This window comes from Streptomyces sp. NPDC015127, assembly GCF_043080095.1.
In the GTDB taxonomy this organism is placed as follows: Bacteria; Actinomycetota; Actinomycetes; order Streptomycetales; family Streptomycetaceae; genus Streptomyces.
Map to the genome: position 1 here is coordinate 50,984 of NZ_JBIBVE010000021.1, position 16,786 is coordinate 67,769.

Annotated in this window: 9 protein-coding genes and 1 pseudogene; 6 read left to right on the forward strand and 4 right to left on the reverse strand. The window is 70.7% G+C overall.

What is annotated here, in order from left to right; translation table 11 throughout:
• Window positions 1-65 precede the first annotated feature (65 nt).
• The 4 genes from ACF08N_RS32285 (at window position 66) to ACF08N_RS32300 (ending at window position 8,064) form a co-directional block, all read left to right on the forward strand.
• The gene (locus ACF08N_RS32285; RefSeq protein ID WP_392328270.1) at window positions 66-560 is read left to right on the forward strand and encodes a DUF6328 family protein; all 495 of its coding nucleotides are present in this window, start codon (window positions 66-68) and stop codon (window positions 558-560) included.
• Between the two features lie 117 nt (window positions 561-677).
• A complete protein-coding gene (locus ACF08N_RS32290) occupies window positions 678-1,322 on the forward strand; it encodes an LAETG motif-containing sortase-dependent surface protein (protein ID WP_392328271.1) in 645 nt (214 codons plus the stop codon).
• Between the two features lie 612 nt (window positions 1,323-1,934).
• Window positions 1,935-5,399, forward strand: coding sequence for a phosphodiester glycosidase family protein (locus tag ACF08N_RS32295; protein WP_392328272.1), 3,465 nt, complete (start codon window positions 1,935-1,937; stop codon window positions 5,397-5,399).
• A 457-nt stretch (window positions 5,400-5,856) separates the two neighbouring features.
• Window positions 5,857-8,064, forward strand: a complete 2,208-nt coding sequence (locus ACF08N_RS32300; protein WP_392328273.1) for a SpoIIE family protein phosphatase — start codon at window positions 5,857-5,859, stop codon at window positions 8,062-8,064.
• 75 nt (window positions 8,065-8,139) lie between these two features.
• On the opposite strand, the gene ACF08N_RS32305 is transcribed toward ACF08N_RS32300, so the two are convergent.
• The gene (locus ACF08N_RS32305) at window positions 8,140-9,192 is read right to left on the reverse strand and encodes an enoyl-CoA hydratase/isomerase family protein (protein WP_392328274.1); all 1,053 of its coding nucleotides are present in this window, start codon (window positions 9,190-9,192) and stop codon (window positions 8,140-8,142) included.
• A gap of 253 nt (window positions 9,193-9,445) precedes the next feature.
• Here ACF08N_RS32305 and ACF08N_RS32310 point away from each other — a divergent pair.
• Both ACF08N_RS32310 and ACF08N_RS32315 read left to right on the forward strand, forming a co-directional pair.
• A pseudogene (locus ACF08N_RS32310) lies at window positions 9,446-10,264 on the forward strand (serine hydrolase domain-containing protein); the annotation flags it as partial.
• Window positions 10,265-10,359: 95 nt separating this feature from the next.
• Window positions 10,360-11,571 carry an acyl-CoA dehydrogenase family protein gene (locus ACF08N_RS32315; protein WP_392328275.1) on the forward strand — a complete coding sequence of 404 codons (1,212 nt, stop codon included), beginning with the start codon at window positions 10,360-10,362 and terminating at the stop codon, window positions 11,569-11,571.
• Window positions 11,572-11,746: 175 nt separating this feature from the next.
• Here the strand turns inward: ACF08N_RS32315 and ACF08N_RS32320 are convergent, their stop codons facing one another.
• From ACF08N_RS32320 to ACF08N_RS32330, 3 genes are read right to left on the reverse strand one after another with little or no spacing between them, the layout of a single operon-like run.
• On the reverse strand, window positions 11,747-13,672 hold the full coding sequence (locus ACF08N_RS32320; RefSeq protein ID WP_392328276.1) for a TniQ family protein: 1,926 nt from the start codon (window positions 13,670-13,672) through the stop codon (window positions 11,747-11,749).
• Window positions 13,669-15,591 carry a TniQ family protein gene (locus ACF08N_RS32325; RefSeq protein WP_392328277.1) on the reverse strand — a complete coding sequence of 641 codons (1,923 nt, stop codon included), beginning with the start codon at window positions 15,589-15,591 and terminating at the stop codon, window positions 13,669-13,671. The genes ACF08N_RS32320 and ACF08N_RS32325 overlap by 4 nt, the downstream gene beginning before the upstream one ends.
• The gene (locus tag ACF08N_RS32330) at window positions 15,588-16,778 is read right to left on the reverse strand and encodes an AAA family ATPase (protein ID WP_392328278.1); all 1,191 of its coding nucleotides are present in this window, start codon (window positions 16,776-16,778) and stop codon (window positions 15,588-15,590) included. Before ACF08N_RS32330 ends, ACF08N_RS32325 begins: the two co-directional genes overlap by 4 nt.
• Window positions 16,779-16,786: the final 8 nt, after the last annotated feature.

The following is a 16,786-nucleotide window of genomic DNA, read 5'->3' on the forward strand; positions in this document are numbered from 1 at the left end:
ACCCTCGAACCGGCAGTGCCCGCACCGTGCGGCGAGCACACTGCCCGAGGTGAAGGGAGGCCGTGATGGAAAGGGGCAAGGTAGGGGGCCGGCACGGCCGTGACGAGACGGAGGAGGAGCGGGCGGACCGCCGGTTCAGCGATCTGCTCCAGGAGTTGCGCGTCGCCCAGACGGGCGTGCAGATCCTCTTCGGCTTCCTGCTGACCGTCGCCTTTCAGCCACGCTTCACGGAGCTCTCCGGCACCGACCGCACCATCTACACCGTGACCGTCCTGCTGGGCGCCGCGACCACCGGCGTCCTCGTCGGACCGGTCTCCTTCCACCGCATGCTGACGGGCCGACGACTCAAGCCGCAGACCGTGACCTGGGCGTCCCGGCTGACCATGCTGGGACTGGTGCTCCTGCTGTGCACCATGGGATCGGCGCTGCTGCTCATCCTGCGCTTCGTCGTCGACGACGCGCACGCCGCCTGGCTCGTCGCCATGATGGTGGCGTGGTTCGTCATCTGCTGGTTCGTCCTGCCCGTGTGGACCCGTATGAAGGAACGGCCGAAGGGCTGACACGAATTCAGCCGCATTTCTCCATCAGGTTTTCGAGGTGCGTACGGCCGGCCGGCGCCCCGGCGGTACTCTGCGCCCACACGCCGGCAGTGGAGGCGTGTCACCCATGGAGGAACAGTGACAGAAATCAGCAGAACGCGGTGGCGTTCCGGGGCTCTCATAGCCGCCGCCGCGGTCGGCGCGCTCGGGGTGGGCCTCGCCGCCGCCCCCGCGCTCGCCCACACCCCCACGTGGTCGGTGACCTGCGACGAGGTCAGCCTCACCCTGACCAACTACGGCCACAACGCCCGGAACACCGTGACCGTCACGGTCGACGGCAAGGACCTGCTGCCGACCGAGACGTTCACGAACGACTTCAGCAGGACGCTGAAGCTGCCCGAGCACGACAAGGAGGTCGCGGTCCGTCTCGTCGTCACCGCGAGCGACGGCGACCAGTACGGGCGCGACGAGACGAAGACGGCGCCGGTGTGCGAGGAGGAGTCCCCCAGCCCCTCCACGACGCCGAGCCCCACCCCCACGCCTCCCTCGCCGACGCCGAGTGACACCCCCAGCCAGACGCCGAGCCAGACGCCGAGCACCTCCGCGCCCGCCACTCCGGCGCCCGCCACTCCGGCGCCCGCGCCGAGCACCTCCGAGCCCGGCCTGGCCGAGACCGGTTCCGCCAGCTCGACCCCGCTGATCGCGGGTGCGGCTGCCCTGGTCATCGCCGCCGGTGGCGGCATCACATGGGCGGCGCGCAGGCGCCGCGGCACGCAGGACTGACGCACCGCGACCCACGGGGCTGCCGGGCCGGCGACGGCCCGGCAGCCCCCGCTTTTTCGCCCGCCGGGCGGCGGCCGACACGGAGCGGCGCGCCTGAGCGCGGCCCACTCGGGCCCGGCGGCCGGTCCCGGCGGCCTGCCGCCGAGAGGCCGCACCGCGCCGACCCTCGATCACACAACTCCGCCCGCCGTCGACACCGACAGGACTCCGGCGGACCGGGACGCACCGGCGACTGTGCCAACTCCCCGTCGAACGAGCCGCATTAACGTGCCAAGTGGTAGGTCGCGGACGCCCTCGGCGCCGACCACGGCAGGCCCTGCGACTGCCCTTGACGACGCGGACGGCCACCCCCCAACCGGCCCAACGCCTCGCGCACCATCGCGTGGTGACGGCCGGTCGGCGTACCCGGTGGGGCGAAGATGCCCGGGTGAAGGGATCGCGCCGCCGCCTCGTCAACGACCATGACCGCAACCGTTCTCCCGCATGTTGCCCGCGCCCTCTGGTGCGCGCGCCGCCGCGCCGCGATGCTGTCCGCCGACAGCGCTTACCACGAGCTCAACCAGCCTGACTCCGGGAGAAGTTGTGGGCCTTGGCAGAGCAAGACACACCGTCGTGCTCCTTGCGACGCTGTCCGCACTGGCGGTTGGGGCGACCGTCCCCGCCGCCGCCGACTCCACACCCGATCCGCCGCCTCGCGAGACCGCCGAAATACTGCGGCCCATCGCGCCACCGCCCGCCAGCGACCCCGGCGGAACACATGCCGCGGTGGCCGACCAGGACGGCATCGAGACCGCCCGCAGCCGGCGGCCCGTCGCCCCCGGCATCGAACTCAGCTCCTACGACCGGCTCGAAGCCGCCAAGTGGCTGCGCGTCGACGAGCTCTCCGTCGACCTCGGCGGCAGTGACGTCCGGGCCGACTATCTCTCCTCCGGCAAGGTCGCCGACCGCAAGAGCGTCTCCGAGCTCGCCGCACGGCACGACCCCGGCACCGGCAGGCGCACCGTCGCCGCCATCAACGCCGACTTCTTCGACATCAACCAGACCGGCGCACCCCTGGGCGCCGGCATCCGCGACGGGAAGCTCACCCAGTCGCCCGCACCGGGCGTGCACCGGGCCGTCGGCATCGGTCCCGAGGGCGCGGGACGCGTCCTCCAGCTGTACTTCGACGGCACCCTGACCGTGCCCGGCGGGGCACACCCGCTCGGCGCCTACAACGCCGCCAACGTCCCCGCGGGCGGCATCGGCGCGTACACCGCCGCCTGGGGTGAGGCGGACCGTGCCCTCACCGTCGACGCCGCGACCCCCGTCGCGGAAGCCGTCGTACGCGACGGCACCGTCGTCTCCGTGCACACCCGGCCAGGCAGCGGCACCATCGCCGACGACACCACCGTCCTCGTCGGCCGCGAGGCCGGTGCCGCCGTGCTCTCCGCGCTGCGGCCCGGCGACCCCGTGTCGGTGGAGTACCGGCCCCGCACCGACAGCGGGCCCGTGCCGCGCACGGCCGTCGGCGGGCGCGAACTCCTCGTCGTCGACGGCGTACCGCAGAACCACGACGGCGCGGGCAACAACGCCACCGCGCCCCGCACCGCCGTCGGCTTCTCGAAGGACGGCCGCGCGATGCACATCATCACCGTCGACGGGCGGCAGGCCGACAGCGGCGGTGTGACCCTCACCGAACTCGGCCTGATGATGCAGAAGGCCGGCGCGCACAACGCCCTCAACCTCGACGGAGGCGGCTCCTCCACCCTCGTCGCCCGGGAACCCGGCAGCGACACCCTCCAGGTGGAGAACAGCCCCTCCGACGGCAGCGAACGCGACGTCCCCAACGGCCTCGCCCTCACCACACCCGACGGCAGCGGCCGGCTGCGCGGCTACTGGGTCGAGACCGCGATGCCCGCGGCCGGCGCGCCCACCGCCGACCCCGTCAGGGGCGGTCACCCCGAGCGGGTCTTCCCCGGCCTCACTCGCCGCCTCACCGCCGCCGGGTACGACGAAACCTACGCACCCGCCGCCGGCACGCCCCACTGGCTCTCGGTCAGGTCCTCCGTCGGGCGCGTCGACACCCGCGGTGTCTTCCACGCCCGCGACAGCGGAACCACCGACATCCGGGCCGAACGCGGCAGCGTCCACGGCAGCATCCGCCTGACCGTCCTCGACGACCTGGCCCGCATCGAACCGACCGTCCGGCGGGTCGGCCTCGCCGACGCGTCCGCCACCGGCACGTTCGGCATCGTCGGCTACGACGCCCAGGGCAACAGCGCCCCCGTCGAACCGGACGACGTCCGACTCGACTACGACCGCGAACAGTTCACCGTCCGCGCCGACAGCAGCGGCTCCTTCACCGTCGGCTCCCGCACCGGCGGCGACAGCGCGGGGCGCATCACCGCGACCGTCGACGGCGTCACCACCGTGCTCGCCGTCAGCGTCGGGCTCGCCGAGCAGGCCGTCAGCTCCTTCGACGACGCGGCGCAGTGGAAGTTCAGCCACGCCCGGGCCGGCGGCTCGCTCGCCCCGACGCCCGACGGGCACAACGGAACCGGGCTGGAGATCAGCTACGACTTCACCCGCTCGACCGCGACCCGCGCCGCCTACGCCGCCCCGCCGCAGCCGATCGCCGTCCCCGGACAGCCGCAGGCCTTCACACTCTGGATCAAGGGCGACGGCAACGGCGCCTGGCCCACCCTGCACCTCAAGGACGCCGCCGGATCCGACCACCTGCTGCGCGGGCCCTACGTCACCTGGACCGGCTGGCGACAGGTCACCTTCCCGATGCCACCGGGTGCCGCCATGCCGCTGTCCGTGTACCGCTTCTATCTCGCCGAGACGGCCCCGAACCGGCAGTACACCGGCCGGATCGTGATCGACGGCCTCGACGCACAGGTCCCGCCCGCCGTCGACCTGCCCGACCCGCCGCGCGTCACCGATCCGCTCGTGGACTCCGCCGCGGTGACGGGAGCACGGGACTGGCGCTTCGCCGTCATGTCGGACGCGCAGTTCGTCGCCCGCGACCCCGACAGCCCCCTCGTCGGTCAGGCACGCAGGACGCTCCGGGAGATCAAGGCGGCCCGGCCCGACTTCCTCGTCGTCAACGGCGACCTCGTGGACGAGGGCTCCCCGGCCGACCTCGCCTTCGCGCGCCGCGTGCTGACCGAGGAACTCGGCGACGCCCTGCCCTGGTACTACGTGCCCGGCAACCACGAGGTGATGGGCGGGAAGATCGAGAACTTCGTGGCCGAGTTCGGGCCCGCGCACCGGGTCTTCGACCACCGCGGCACGCGCTTCGTCACGCTCGACACCTCCAGCCTGAGCCTGCGCGGCGGCGGCCTCGCCCAGATCAAGGCGCTGCGCGCCCAGCTCGACGCCGCGGCCGCCGACCCCGGCATCGGGTCGGTCATGGTCATCGAACACGTACCGCCGCGGGACCCCACCGTCCAGAAGGGCAGCCAGCTCAGTGACCGCAAGGAGGCCGCGCTCGTCGAGGACTGGCTCGCGCAGTTCCGCCGTACGACGGGCAAGGGCGCGGCGCTGATCGGCAGCCACGTCGGGGTCTTCCACGCCGCGCACGTGGACGGCGTGCCCTACCTAGTCAACGGCAACTCCGGAAAGTCCCCCGCCGGCCCGGCGCACGAGGGAGGCTTCACCGGCTGGTCGCTCATCGGTGTCGACCAGGTCTCCCGCGCCGACCAGGCGGAGGGCCGCCGCGCCCCATGGGGCCCGCACCCGGACTGGGTCTCGGCCCAGACCCGCGCCCACGCCGACACGGTGACGCTGGAGGCGCCGTCGGTGCTCCAGCCCGGGGAGACGGGAGACGCCCGCGCGACGGTGCTCCAGGGCACGCGGCGCGTGCCGGCGGCGTGGCCGATGAGCGTGGACTGGTCGGGCTCGCCCAACCTGCACATCGGCCACGTACAGGACGCCCGCCCCCGGCACACCGCCTCGTTCGACCCGACGACGGGCCGACTCACGGCCCTCCGGCAGGGCAGCATCACCCTGGCGGTGACGGTGAACGGCACGACCCACTCGCTCCCGGTCGCGGTGACCACCTCCTCGGAGTCCCGCCACCGCAACGCGGCGTAGGGCCGAGCCGGGCCGGGGCCAGGGGCGACTCCGGGCCCCGGTCCGGCGGGCTCCGGCCACGATGCGCCCCGGGTGGCCCCGGGCGGTGCCGGCCGGCCTCCGGGGCGAGGGGGCCTGCGGCGCGCAGGCTGCCGCGTTGGAGGCGGCTGGGGACGTCAGCCCCCGGACCCGTTCCGCTCTCGGCGGGGTCCTGGGGGCGTAGCTCCCAGTTTCGGGAAGGGGCGGGGTGGAGGAGGACTCCCCGCCCTGCCCCCGGCCGCGAGCGGGGCCTGCGGCGCGAAGCTGCCGCGATGGAGGGGTTGGGGCCTCAGCCCTCGGATCGTTTCCGCCCTCGTCGGGGCCTGGGGGCGTAGCTCCCAGTTTCGGGAAGGGGCGGGGTGGGGGAAAGCTCCCCGCCCCACCCCGGCGCACCCGCGCCCAGCGCGGGTCCCGCCCCCGCCGCGCCCCGTCGTGCGCGATGCCCCCGCAACGGGCAGCCTGGGAGCTGAGCGTCCCCGAGGAGGTGGTCCCGTTGTCCGATCGGCTCGCCTCCGCGCCCGCGCCGCCGGGTGGGGGAGGCGAGGGGTCCCACCCGATGCTGTCGTTCGCGCTCGCCGGGATGATGGACGACGTCCAGGCCCACTCCGGCGCCGTGTACCTCTTCTCGCGTGCCGAGCAGATCCTGGAGATGGCCGTCATGGCCGGCCTGCCGCGCGCCTTCGCCGCCCCCTGGGAGCGCGTCGCGCTCAGCGCTCCGATCCCCGTCGCCGACGCCCTGCGCGAGCGGCGGCTCGTCTGGGTGCCGGACGAGGAGGAGATGGCCCGCAGATATCCGCGGATCGCTGTCGTCCTGCCGTACCCGTTCGCGCTCGCCGCCCTCCCGATCGCCACCCGGGACACCGCCTACGGCGCCGTCTTCGTCACGTGGCCCGGCTCGCACCCGCCCGAGCTCACCGCCGCCGAACGCGCCCGGCTCGTCTCGGCCTGCGACCGCCTGGCCCTGCGCCTCGAGCGCGCCGCCGAACACGGCCGCCGCGTCGCTCCCGAGGCCGACTTCCTGCACAGCTCCCCGCTCGCGGCAACGAGCGGCGCCATCGAGGCCGTGCAGATGGTGGCCCGGGTGCCCGAGGGCATGTGCGCCCTGGACGTGAACGGGCGCGTCACCTTCGCCAACGCCGCCATGGCCGAACTCGTCGGCGCCCCCGTCACCGAACTCCTCGGCTCCCAGCTCTGGACGACGCTCCCGTGGCTCAACGACCCCGTCTACGAGGACCGTTACCGCGCGGCGCTGCTCAGCCAGCACAGCACCTCGTTCGTGGCGCTGCGGCCACCGCAGGACTGGCTGACGTTCCGCCTCCATCCGAGCCGCAGCGGGATCAGCGTCCTGGTCACCCCGGCGGCGGGCGCGGCCCAGGAGAATCCGCCCGAGAAACGGCGGCCCAGGCCCGCGGGCCTCGTGGCGATCTCCCACCTGCTGAGCCTGGCGAGCGCGCTGACCGAGGCGGTCGGGGTGTCGGACGTGATCGAGATCGTCGCCGACGAGATCATGCCGGCCGTCGGCAACCGCGCCCTCGTGGTGCTGGCGTCCGAGGGCGGGCGGCTGCGCGTCCTGGGACACCGCGGCTACGAGGACCCGACGGTCATCGAGCGCTTCGACGGCACCCGACTGACCGCGCAGACCCCCGGGGCGCGGGCGCTGGCGACGGGAGTCCCCTCGTTCTTCTCGTCCCGTGCCGAGCTGGAACAGATCTATCCCGAACGCCGTGCCACACCGGACGGCATGGCGGCCTGGGCGTATCTGCCGCTGATCGCGTCCGGCCGGCCGGTGGGCACCTGCGTCCTCGGCTACTCCGAGCCCCACCGCTTCGCCACCGACGAACGCGCGATGCTGACCAGCCTGGGCGGCCTCATGGCCCAGGCGCTGGAACGTGCCCGCCTGTACGACGTCAAGCACCGCCTCGCCCACGGGCTGCAGTCCGCGCTGCTGCCGCACAGCCTGCCGTCGCTGCCGGGACTGGAGGTCGCCGCGCGCTATCTGCCGGGGACTCAGGGCATGGACATCGGCGGTGACTTCTACGACCTGATGCGGACGAGGGTTCCCGGATTCCCCGGCGGAGACCGCAGCGACGCGGCCGCCGTCATCGGCGACGTACAGGGCCACAACGTCGCCGCCGCCGGGATGATGGGGCAGGTGCGCACGGCCGTCCGGGCCTACACGACGGCCGGCCAGCCGCCCGGCCGGGTCATCGCGAGTACGAACCGGTTGCTGATCGACCTGGACGCCGATCTGCTCGCCAGCTGCGTCTACCTGCACCTGGACCTGCTGGGCCACCGCGTCCTGCTCGCCCGTGCCGGACACCCGCAGCCCCTGCTGCGGGACCCGGAGGGGCGGGTCCATGTACTGGACATCGCGGGCGGCCCCCTGCTGGGGATCGATCCGGCGGCGATCTATCCGACGACGGCGGTGCCGCTTCGGCCGGGGTCGGTGCTCCTCCTGTACACGGACGGGCTGATCGAGCGGCCGGGCACGGACATCGACGACGTCCTCGCCGAGTTGGCTGCTCGCCTGGCACGGGCGCCCGAACAGCCGTTGGAGAACCTGGCGGACCACCTGCTGGGGGAGGACGCGGCACTGCGGACACGGGGCGACGACATCGCGCTTCTGCTGTTGCGCGCCCGCCGCTGACCGAGCCACGCCCCCTGCCCCTGACCGGGCCGGCCCGGGCCCCACCCCGGCGCCACGGAACCGGCCGCCCCCTCGTCAGTCCGCGAGGCCGAGTCCCGGCTCCTCCAGCGGAGCGAAATGGCGGTCCACCTCCGACCGCCTCACCCCGCTCAGCTCCGCCGGAGACCACCGCGGACGCCGGTCCTTGTCGACGACCTGCGCCCGGATGCCCTCCACCAGGTCGGGCGAGGACAGGGCCGCGCACGAGACACGGAACTCCTGTTCCAGCACGGGCTCCAGCGTTCCCAGCGCCCGTGCCCGGCGGATCGATTCCAGCGTCACCTTCAGCGACCGCGGCGAGCGGCCGAGGATCGTTTCGGCGGCCTGCTTCGCCGGGATCTCGTTGGACGCGAGGAGGCGTTCGAGGATGTCCTCCACCGTGTCCGCGCCGTAGCAGTGGTCGATCCACCCGCGGGCCTCGGCGAGCGGGCCCTCGGGGACGGGCTCCGCGTACCGCCGCACCGCCGCGTCCACGTCCTCGGACGCGACCGCCGCCGCGAGGTCCGCCAGCCGGACGGACGGGACGAAGTGGTCGGCGAGACCGAGGAGCAGCGCGTCGCCCGCGCCGACCGCGTCGCCGGTCAGGGCAAGATGCGTGCCCAGTTCGCCCGGCGCCCGCGCGAGCAGGTGGGTGCCGCCCACGTCGGGGACGAAGCCGATGCCGGTCTCCGGCATGGCGATCCTGGAGCGTTCGGTGACGACGCGGACGCTGCCGTGGGCGGACACCCCGACACCGCCGCCCATCACGATGCCGTCCATGAGGGCGAGGTACGGCTTGGGGAAGCGGGCGATGCGGGCGTTGAGCCGGTACTCGTCGCGCCAGAAGCCGACCGACGCCCGGCCGCCTGTGCGTGCGTCGTCGTGGATGGCGCGGATGTCGCCGCCCGCGCACAGGCCCCGTTCGCCGGCGCCGGAGATCACCACGGTCCCGACGGCGTCGTCCCGCTCCCAGTCGGCGAGCGCGGCGTCGATCGCGCGGACCATGGGGTGCGTCAGGGCGTTGATCGCCCGGGGGCGGTTGAGCGTGATGTACGCGGCGCGGCCCTCGGTGCGCAGCAGTACGGCGTCGTCGTGCTCGTCGGGGGCCATCTGGTCGTCCTTCCGGGGCGGAACGTCTGCGGGCGCTGCGCGGGGATCTTCCGTCCCCATCCTCGCTCACCCGCCGTTCCGCCCCGCATGCCCCCTTCCCCTTCAGTCCGACCGGTCGGTACGTAGCCGTCCGGGCCGGACGCGGCGGCTCTCCCGGGCGGGACGGAAGGCGACGGAGGTTTCCCGTGACGGTTCGCGACAACGACCACGCACCCTCGACCGGCACCGGCACCGGCACCGGCACCGGCGCCGGTCGACGACCAAGGGTCCGACGCCCCTGTGCGCGCACCTGCTCGTCGACCGGGGCAACTCGACCTGGACGCGCCAGTGGCCTCGTACTGGCCGGAGTTCGCCGCGACGGGCAAGGAGAAGGCGCTTGTGCGCCACCTCCTGTCGCACCGCGCCGGGCTCGCCGGCCTGCGCGAACCGCACTGGCTCGACGAACTGTGCGACTGGGAGCTGACCTGTGCCCGCCTGGCGGCGCCCGAGCCCTGGTGGGAGCCCGGCACTTTCCCGCATGGAGACCGGACGCGTCGCCGAACCGGAGCAACCGCGGGTCCCGCCCACCACCGAACAGGCCGCCTTCTTCGACCGGTTGACGCCGCTCGCGCTCGCGGCCCTGCTCAACCCCGTGGTGGGTGCCGCCGGTGCCAACACACCGCGATGGCGCGCCGCCCAGGTGCCCGCGGCCAACGGTCACGGCACCGCGCGTGCCGTCGCCGCGCTGTACGGGATCCTCGCCGGACCCGGCGTGCTCGGCGGCCGCCGGGTGCTGAGCGCCGAGGCCGCGGAGCGGGTCCGCGAGGGCCAGGGCAGCTGCCGCGACCTGGTGCTCGGCCCCGGCTTCGCGCACGACACCGAGATCGGTCCCGGCCTGTGGCTGAGCGGCGAGAACGGCTCGTACGGGCCCAACCTGGGGGCCTTCGGCCACGACGGCTTCGGCGGCTCCTGCGGGCTCGCCGACCCCGAGGCGGGCGTCAGCCTGGGGTACGTCATGAACCGCATGGGCCCGCGGATCGCCGACGACCCGCGCGAGATGGCTCTCGTCGGCGCCGTGTACCGCTCGCTGTAGGCAGGGGCGGCACGGCTCTTCCGGATTCCTGCAACACGTTCTACTGTGTGCGCGCCGCCGCGCAAGGGACGGACCGCGAGACGCCTGGAGGGGCCGTGCACCTTCGCTACACGCCGCAGCAACAGCAGCTGCGCGCCGAACTGCGCACCTATTTCGCCGAGTTGGTCCCCGACCACGCCGACACGCTCCCTCGTAGCCCCAAGGGCACGGGAGGTGCCCCCACCACCGAACCGGCCGCGCGCAAACGCTTCTACCGCGAGACCATCCGCCGTCTCGGCGCGGACGGCTGGCTCGGTGTGGGGTGGCCGAAGGAGTACGGCGGGCGCGGCCTGAGCCCGATGGAACAGTTCATCTTCTTCGACGAGGCGGCCCAGGCGGGTGTGCCGCTGCCGCTGATGGCGCTGAACACCGTCGGCCCGACGATCATGCAGTTCGGCAGCGACGAACAGAAGGCCCGTTTCCTGCCGGGCATCCTCTCGGGCGAGATCGACTTCGCCATCGGCTACAGCGAACCCGAGGCGGGCACCGACCTCGCCTCCCTCAGGACCCGCGCCGTACGAGAGGGCGACGAGTACGTCGTCAATGGCCAGAAGATCTGGACCACCAACGGAGACACCGCCGACTGGGTGTGGCTCGCCGTGCGCACCGACCCCGAGGCCCCGCCCCACAAGGGCATCACGATGCTCCTCGTGCCGACCTCGGATCCCGGCTACTCCTGCACCCTGATCAACACCCTTGCCTCCCACGACACCACGGCCAGTTACTACGAGAACGTCCGCGTCCCCGTCTCCCACCGCGTCGGCGAGGAGAACAAGGGCTGGCGGCTGATCACCAACCAGCTCAACCACGAACGCGTCACCCTCGCCGCGCACGGCACCATGGCCATCCGCGCCCTGCGCGACGTCCAGCGCTGGGCCGCCGACACCAAGCTCGCCGACGGCCGCCGCGTCATCGACCTCGGCTGGGTCCGCGGCCGGCTCGCCCGCACCCACACCCGCCTCGACGCCATGAAGCTCCTCAACTGGCAGATGGTGAACGCCGTCCAGGACGGCAGCCTCACCCCGCAGGACGCATCCGCCGTCAAGGTCTACGGCTCCGAGGCACGGCGCGACGCCTTCGCCTGGCTGATGGAGGTCGTGGCAGCCGCCGGCCCCCTCAAGGAAGGCTCCGCCGGCGCAGTCCTGCACGGCGAACTCGAACGCGGCTACCGCTCCGCCGTCATCTTCACTTTCGGCGGCGGCAACAACGAGATCCAGCGCGAGATCATCTCCTGGATCGGGCTGGGCATGCCGCGGGTACGACGCTGACACGGTGCGACTGCTGATTCTAGTTGTCACAAACAGGGGCTGGTTGGCACCGGCGGCGACTGCGCAGGCATCTGGGGGGACCTGGTGTCTGGACGGGGGGACCTGCTCGGACACCCGGTGCCATGCCACGGATCAGCAGGGATCTGCTCTGGCGGCCGACGGTGTCGAGGGCGGATCAGTCGCTACCTGTACCGATGGGCCCGGAGCCGGTGGGCGTCTCGTGGCCGAGTGGAGGCGTGCTCACCGAGTGATCGCAGCGGGCGGCCAGCCTGCTGGCGTACGCCTCAATACGGTTGAGCAGTTCGAGTTTGGCACCCTTGCGGTTTGCTGGTGAACGCAGCGCATTGATCGATGCGACCACCTGCTGCGTGCTGCTGCCCGAACTTCGTAGGGCCGTGAGGAGAGGGCTGTGAAGGTGGTCTCCCTGCGTAACTGCGGCCCAGGCCAGGACAGTGGCGGTGTGGCTGCTGGGGGACGTACCGCCTTGCCGGAACTGGTCCAGGTCGTCGCAGAGTTCGGCCCAGTGTGTGTCCGGAATGCGCCAGTTCTGGAGCACTTCACGCCGACATCGATAGTCGATGCGGTCTGAAGTGTCGTCGAGTTGGACGGCTACAGTCTCCACCGACTGGTTGAACAATGGCCAAAGGCCATTCGGCGTGAAGTTGCGCTTCAGGACCTTCAGGGACTGCTGCGCAGTGTTCCAGGGGATGTGAAGTACCTCTGCGCACTGAGGCCATGTGCCACCGCCGCTCATTTCGGCGAGTTTGAGGGAGGCGACCCGTCGCAAGTGCCTCACATCCCACTCGCTGTGATCCTTCCACTCGGTCAAGAGACCGTGGAAGTGCGCGAGCAGGAGTTCCTGCGGAAGTAGGGCCGGCACGTGCCGGAGGTCGAATGTGGAATGACGCGATGGGATCCTCTGCCGAGTGTGACGGTGACCGCCGGCCCGGTAGAAGCCGATGGATCGAGGTACCAGAGCTCGCGCCAGGTCGGGTGAGACGTCCATGCGGCGTAGCATCGCCGCGATGCTCGCTGTGTTTCTGTTCAACGAGGTGGCGGCGAGAGGCTGGACACGGTCGATCAGGGCCTGGCCACCTGTGCGTTCCTCCCCCAGGAGGAGGCTGGCGGTGAGTAGCAGTGCACCGCATTCGGCGGGATCTTGGGGCGCCGCCCATGTGGTGTTGGGCCGCCGGCCTGTCGTCGTGCGCTGGACGCTGTTGGCAACGTGCCGGTCTACCGTGTCGATCAAGGCTTTCAACGGCGGCATGAAGGAGGCGCTGTCAGGCCAGCTGAGCCGGACGAGTTGAGCGGCGACGATGAGATCGGGAAAGAAGTGGCGGTCCGATGCCGGGCGAGCAGTATCGTCTGGCCGATGGTTGAGCAGGAGGCGCTGATCGATGCGGCTTTGCAGCGCCAGGAGTAGCGAGAGGGCCGTGTTCGTGAGGGTGGCGGACGGGAGGGCCTCATCGAGGCGCGCCCCGCAAGGGGAGGGGTGGGTACTGGTGGTGGGAACGGCGGGGTGCCGGCACTGTGCTGGATGCAGGCCACTCACTGCGCGTTGCATGATCAAGCCCTGACGCTCTGTGTTCGACGGCCTGTTCGGCATTCCGCCACAGCGGGGGCAGCTCTGAGCGAGCAATCGGCGATGCACGGTGCAGGCGAAGGTGACGGGTAGGTGCCAGCCGAGTTTCCAAGGGCCGCCGTAGGCGTTTTGGGCAGGACTTCCATCCCCCGCGAGACATTCAGGACAGTAACGGCTTGAAAGGTTCGCAGCCCACATCTTTGAGGCGGCGGTGGTATTGCGATTTCCGTCGATTCTGGCAGCCTGCAGCGGCGGATAGGTGGCCCAAAGAGAAGACAGGGTCAGCGCGTGAACCTCGTTCTCATGCAGTCGCGTGGCGGTTGCAAAGTCCGGAATGCGATCGGGTGGTAATGCAATGAGGTACTCCGCAGGGATCCGGTTTTGAGGGTGATTCAGCCCGCATAGTGAAGCGATCCGCGCCGGTGAGCGCTCGAGGCGATATGCCAGCCGCAGGATGAGGCCGGGAAGGGATTCCCCGTTCAGTGGTGCGAGCCCACGCGGCAGCGGACGCACGCTCACCGGACGACAATCTGATGGGATCCTGACGTGAAGGCGATGCTCTCCAGAGGCGCGACGTCAATGTGCAACTCTCCGCGATCACAGAGCTGGGCGAGGGCCGAGGCATGAGCCTCAAGGCGCCGTCGCAAGATCATGAAGGATGGTCGCTGGCGACGGAGCAGTGCCCCTGCCTCGCAGGTGATCCGGTTGGGCGCGAAGCTGGCGGATCGCCGGTGGAGCACGGTGGGGCTGTGCAGGTAGCTGGCTTCGTTGGCCATGCTCCAGATCAGAGCCTCGCCGACGCAGGGATCACCTGTGGCAGCCCGTTGTTCGAGCCCAGGGATTCCGCGACAGAGGGCTCGCCATTGGTCGCGCGACAGACGCCAGTCGGCCATGGTGCGGCGCCGGTTGGCATAGTCGGTCCGGTGGGCATGGTCGTCAAGGCGACGGGCTGCCTCGTCGACAGCATCTTCGAAGGCGGGCCATAGGCCAGCGTCGGCCATCTGCTGGCCCAGGACATTCATCGTCCGGACCGCGCTGCTCGGAGGGATTCCCAGAGCTGACGCGCATGTGCGCCACTTACGCCCCGTGATCAGCTCGGCGAGCCGGAGCGAGCCAGCCCACCGCAGGTGACGCTCAAGGGTCGTGGTCACCGTGGCGAAGGATACGGTGAGCGGCTCAAGGTAGGCCGAATACCACTGTCGTGGGAAGAGCGGAGGGATCTCATCAAGGCGATATCGATGACGGCTGGGGGTGATGCGTAGGGCTGGGCGTTCCTGCAGGCCGTAAACGCGCGGAGCAGTGGCTCGCAGCAGGGCGATGGAGGCGTCACTGCCGGCGAAGAGTTTTCCCCCTGTCGAGCGGGACCGACGGTACACCTCGCGGGTCAGGGGGGCGATCCGGTCACGCATGGTGGCTACATCTCGGTCGCCGAGCGCTCTGGCCGCCGCCAACAGGATGGCCCCGCTGTGTGTTGGTGAGCCCGGGGCTAGGCGTCCCGCACGGAATTCCGCAGACGTTGTGTCTGGGCGCTGCGGCGTGCTGAGGGATTGGTCCACGAGGTCGGCAAGCGGGGACGAGGGCAGCAGAGCCGCACCATGTGGCCAGCTCAGCAGGATCAGCTTCGCGGTGAGAATCAGGTCATTGAAGTAGCTTTCGGAATGTTTGCGACCGTCGTGGTCGTAGTGGTCGACAGGCTGAGGTGTCAGGTGACGGTCCAGGTGTTCCTGTAGCCGGAGCAGTTCATCCACGTCCTGCTGAGCCAGGGTTGAGGTTGAGCTTGAGGGCTGGTTCAGCCATCCACCGCATGACATCACCCGGCCGTGATAGCGACGGGAGACGGCGGGGTCCTGATTCCGGCACTGGGCCGGATGCAGGCCCGAAACATGGGTCGAGGTCAGCACGCTGTGCCGCCTGGCGACCCGTCCGGTCAGCGGCTGTGAGCAGCGCGGGCAGTCCTGTTGCAGCAGGCGCCGGTGTTGTGTGCAGGCGAAGACGACAGGAAGATGCCAGCGCAGCTGCCAGGGGCCGCCATAGGCCATCTGAACGGGACTGGCGTCTCCTGCCAGACAGCGGGAGCAGTACCGGCTTTCCGGATTTGCAGCCCAGATGATCTGTGACTTGCCTGTTGCGCTGCTGACGGCAGTGCGGAGCTTCGCCAGCGGCGGATAAACGTGGGTGTACGCCTTGAGCGTCAACGCATGGGCCTCGAAGACAGTCAAGTGTGCGGCCTTTGCGAAGCGTACGGCTGCACCCGGGTCAAGCCCACGCAGTTGGTCGTGCGGGATAACGTCGCTGCGGCACGTCAGACCGGACAAGGTCGCCACGCGATGTGGTGCGATGCCCAACCGGTACGACAGCCTGAGGAGGAACCCGTTGAGGGACTCTCCGGGAAGTGGATCAAGGCTGCGTGCGAGCGGCCGCGCGGGTTCCGTGCTCATCCGGCGGACTCCGCGGTCGGCCCCGAGTCGTCGAAGACGGTGTTCCTCTTCTTTGCCCTGCTCTTGCGGGATGGATTCCTCACTGGCGGGATCAGCGGCTGCTCGCCGGATTCCGCGTCGAGATCCGGCAGATCTGTCGGGCTGACTCGGCAACTGTTGAGCAGGGCTTCATCCAGGCGTTCGCTTCCGTCCTCGATCGCCAGCCGACAGCCGCGCTGAATGAGTTTTTCCAGGAGCCCGACCACGCCGTTGGTACGGCTGAACAGGTACTCCGGCATAGAACCGGTGCTCAGCATCCCCTCGGTGTCGTTCAGCAGACGCAAGTTCTGCTCCACGGATACGAGGTGGTCTTCCCAGGCACCAATCTGCGCGGACGAGCCGTAGCCGAACGGCTCGAGTTCGATCATCTCGAACCGCCTCTCGTGCTGGGTCGCAGCCTCCGGGTTGGGACTGCGGCCACGGTCCTTGACCGGTGGGATGGTCCACTGCTTGGTCGCCGGGTCGAAGCGGCCGCGGCGCAGCAGACCGGAGAACGGGATACCGACACCGACGAGGATGAGAGTGACCGACATGCTCATGACTTCCAATAGCAGATCCAGGACGTCCTGGTCGCTCTCACGGTGAAGCTTGAGCCGGGTGATGTCATCGATCACCAAGGCCTTGGTGGCATGCGCGGTGATCGCGGCATTCACCGTGCGGACCAGGTCCTCTTGGCGCATGTTCTTGTAGTCCTCGCCGTAGAAGTCGAGGATGCGCTTGCAGGTGGACACGGGCGTGGCTTTCACCGGGCAGCGCACATATGCGACCGGGGCCAAGAGATCCCTGGTTCCGGCCATGGCCTGCGGGTTCATGTACTCGTTGACTTCCAGCCATTCGTCCTCGAAGGCGGCCAGGGCCGCGCAGACGGTTTCCGTCTTTCCTTGGGCACCACCGCCGTTGACCATGACTCCGGTGCGGATGCCGGCCTTGTGACTGTAGGCGCCGTCCTCGATCCGGGCTTTGACAAGCCATGCCACGGCATCACTCATCGGTGTGCTCAGCACCGGCAGGCTGCTGTGCGTGGCCAATCGGTGCAGGTCGTGCAGACGGCGACGCCGCGGTGTCAACTGCAGGTATTGGTTCGCGCTCATGACAGGGGCCGGCACGAACAGGTCGCGGGTGCGGATCCATCGCTGCCACCCCTCCACCCGAGTGC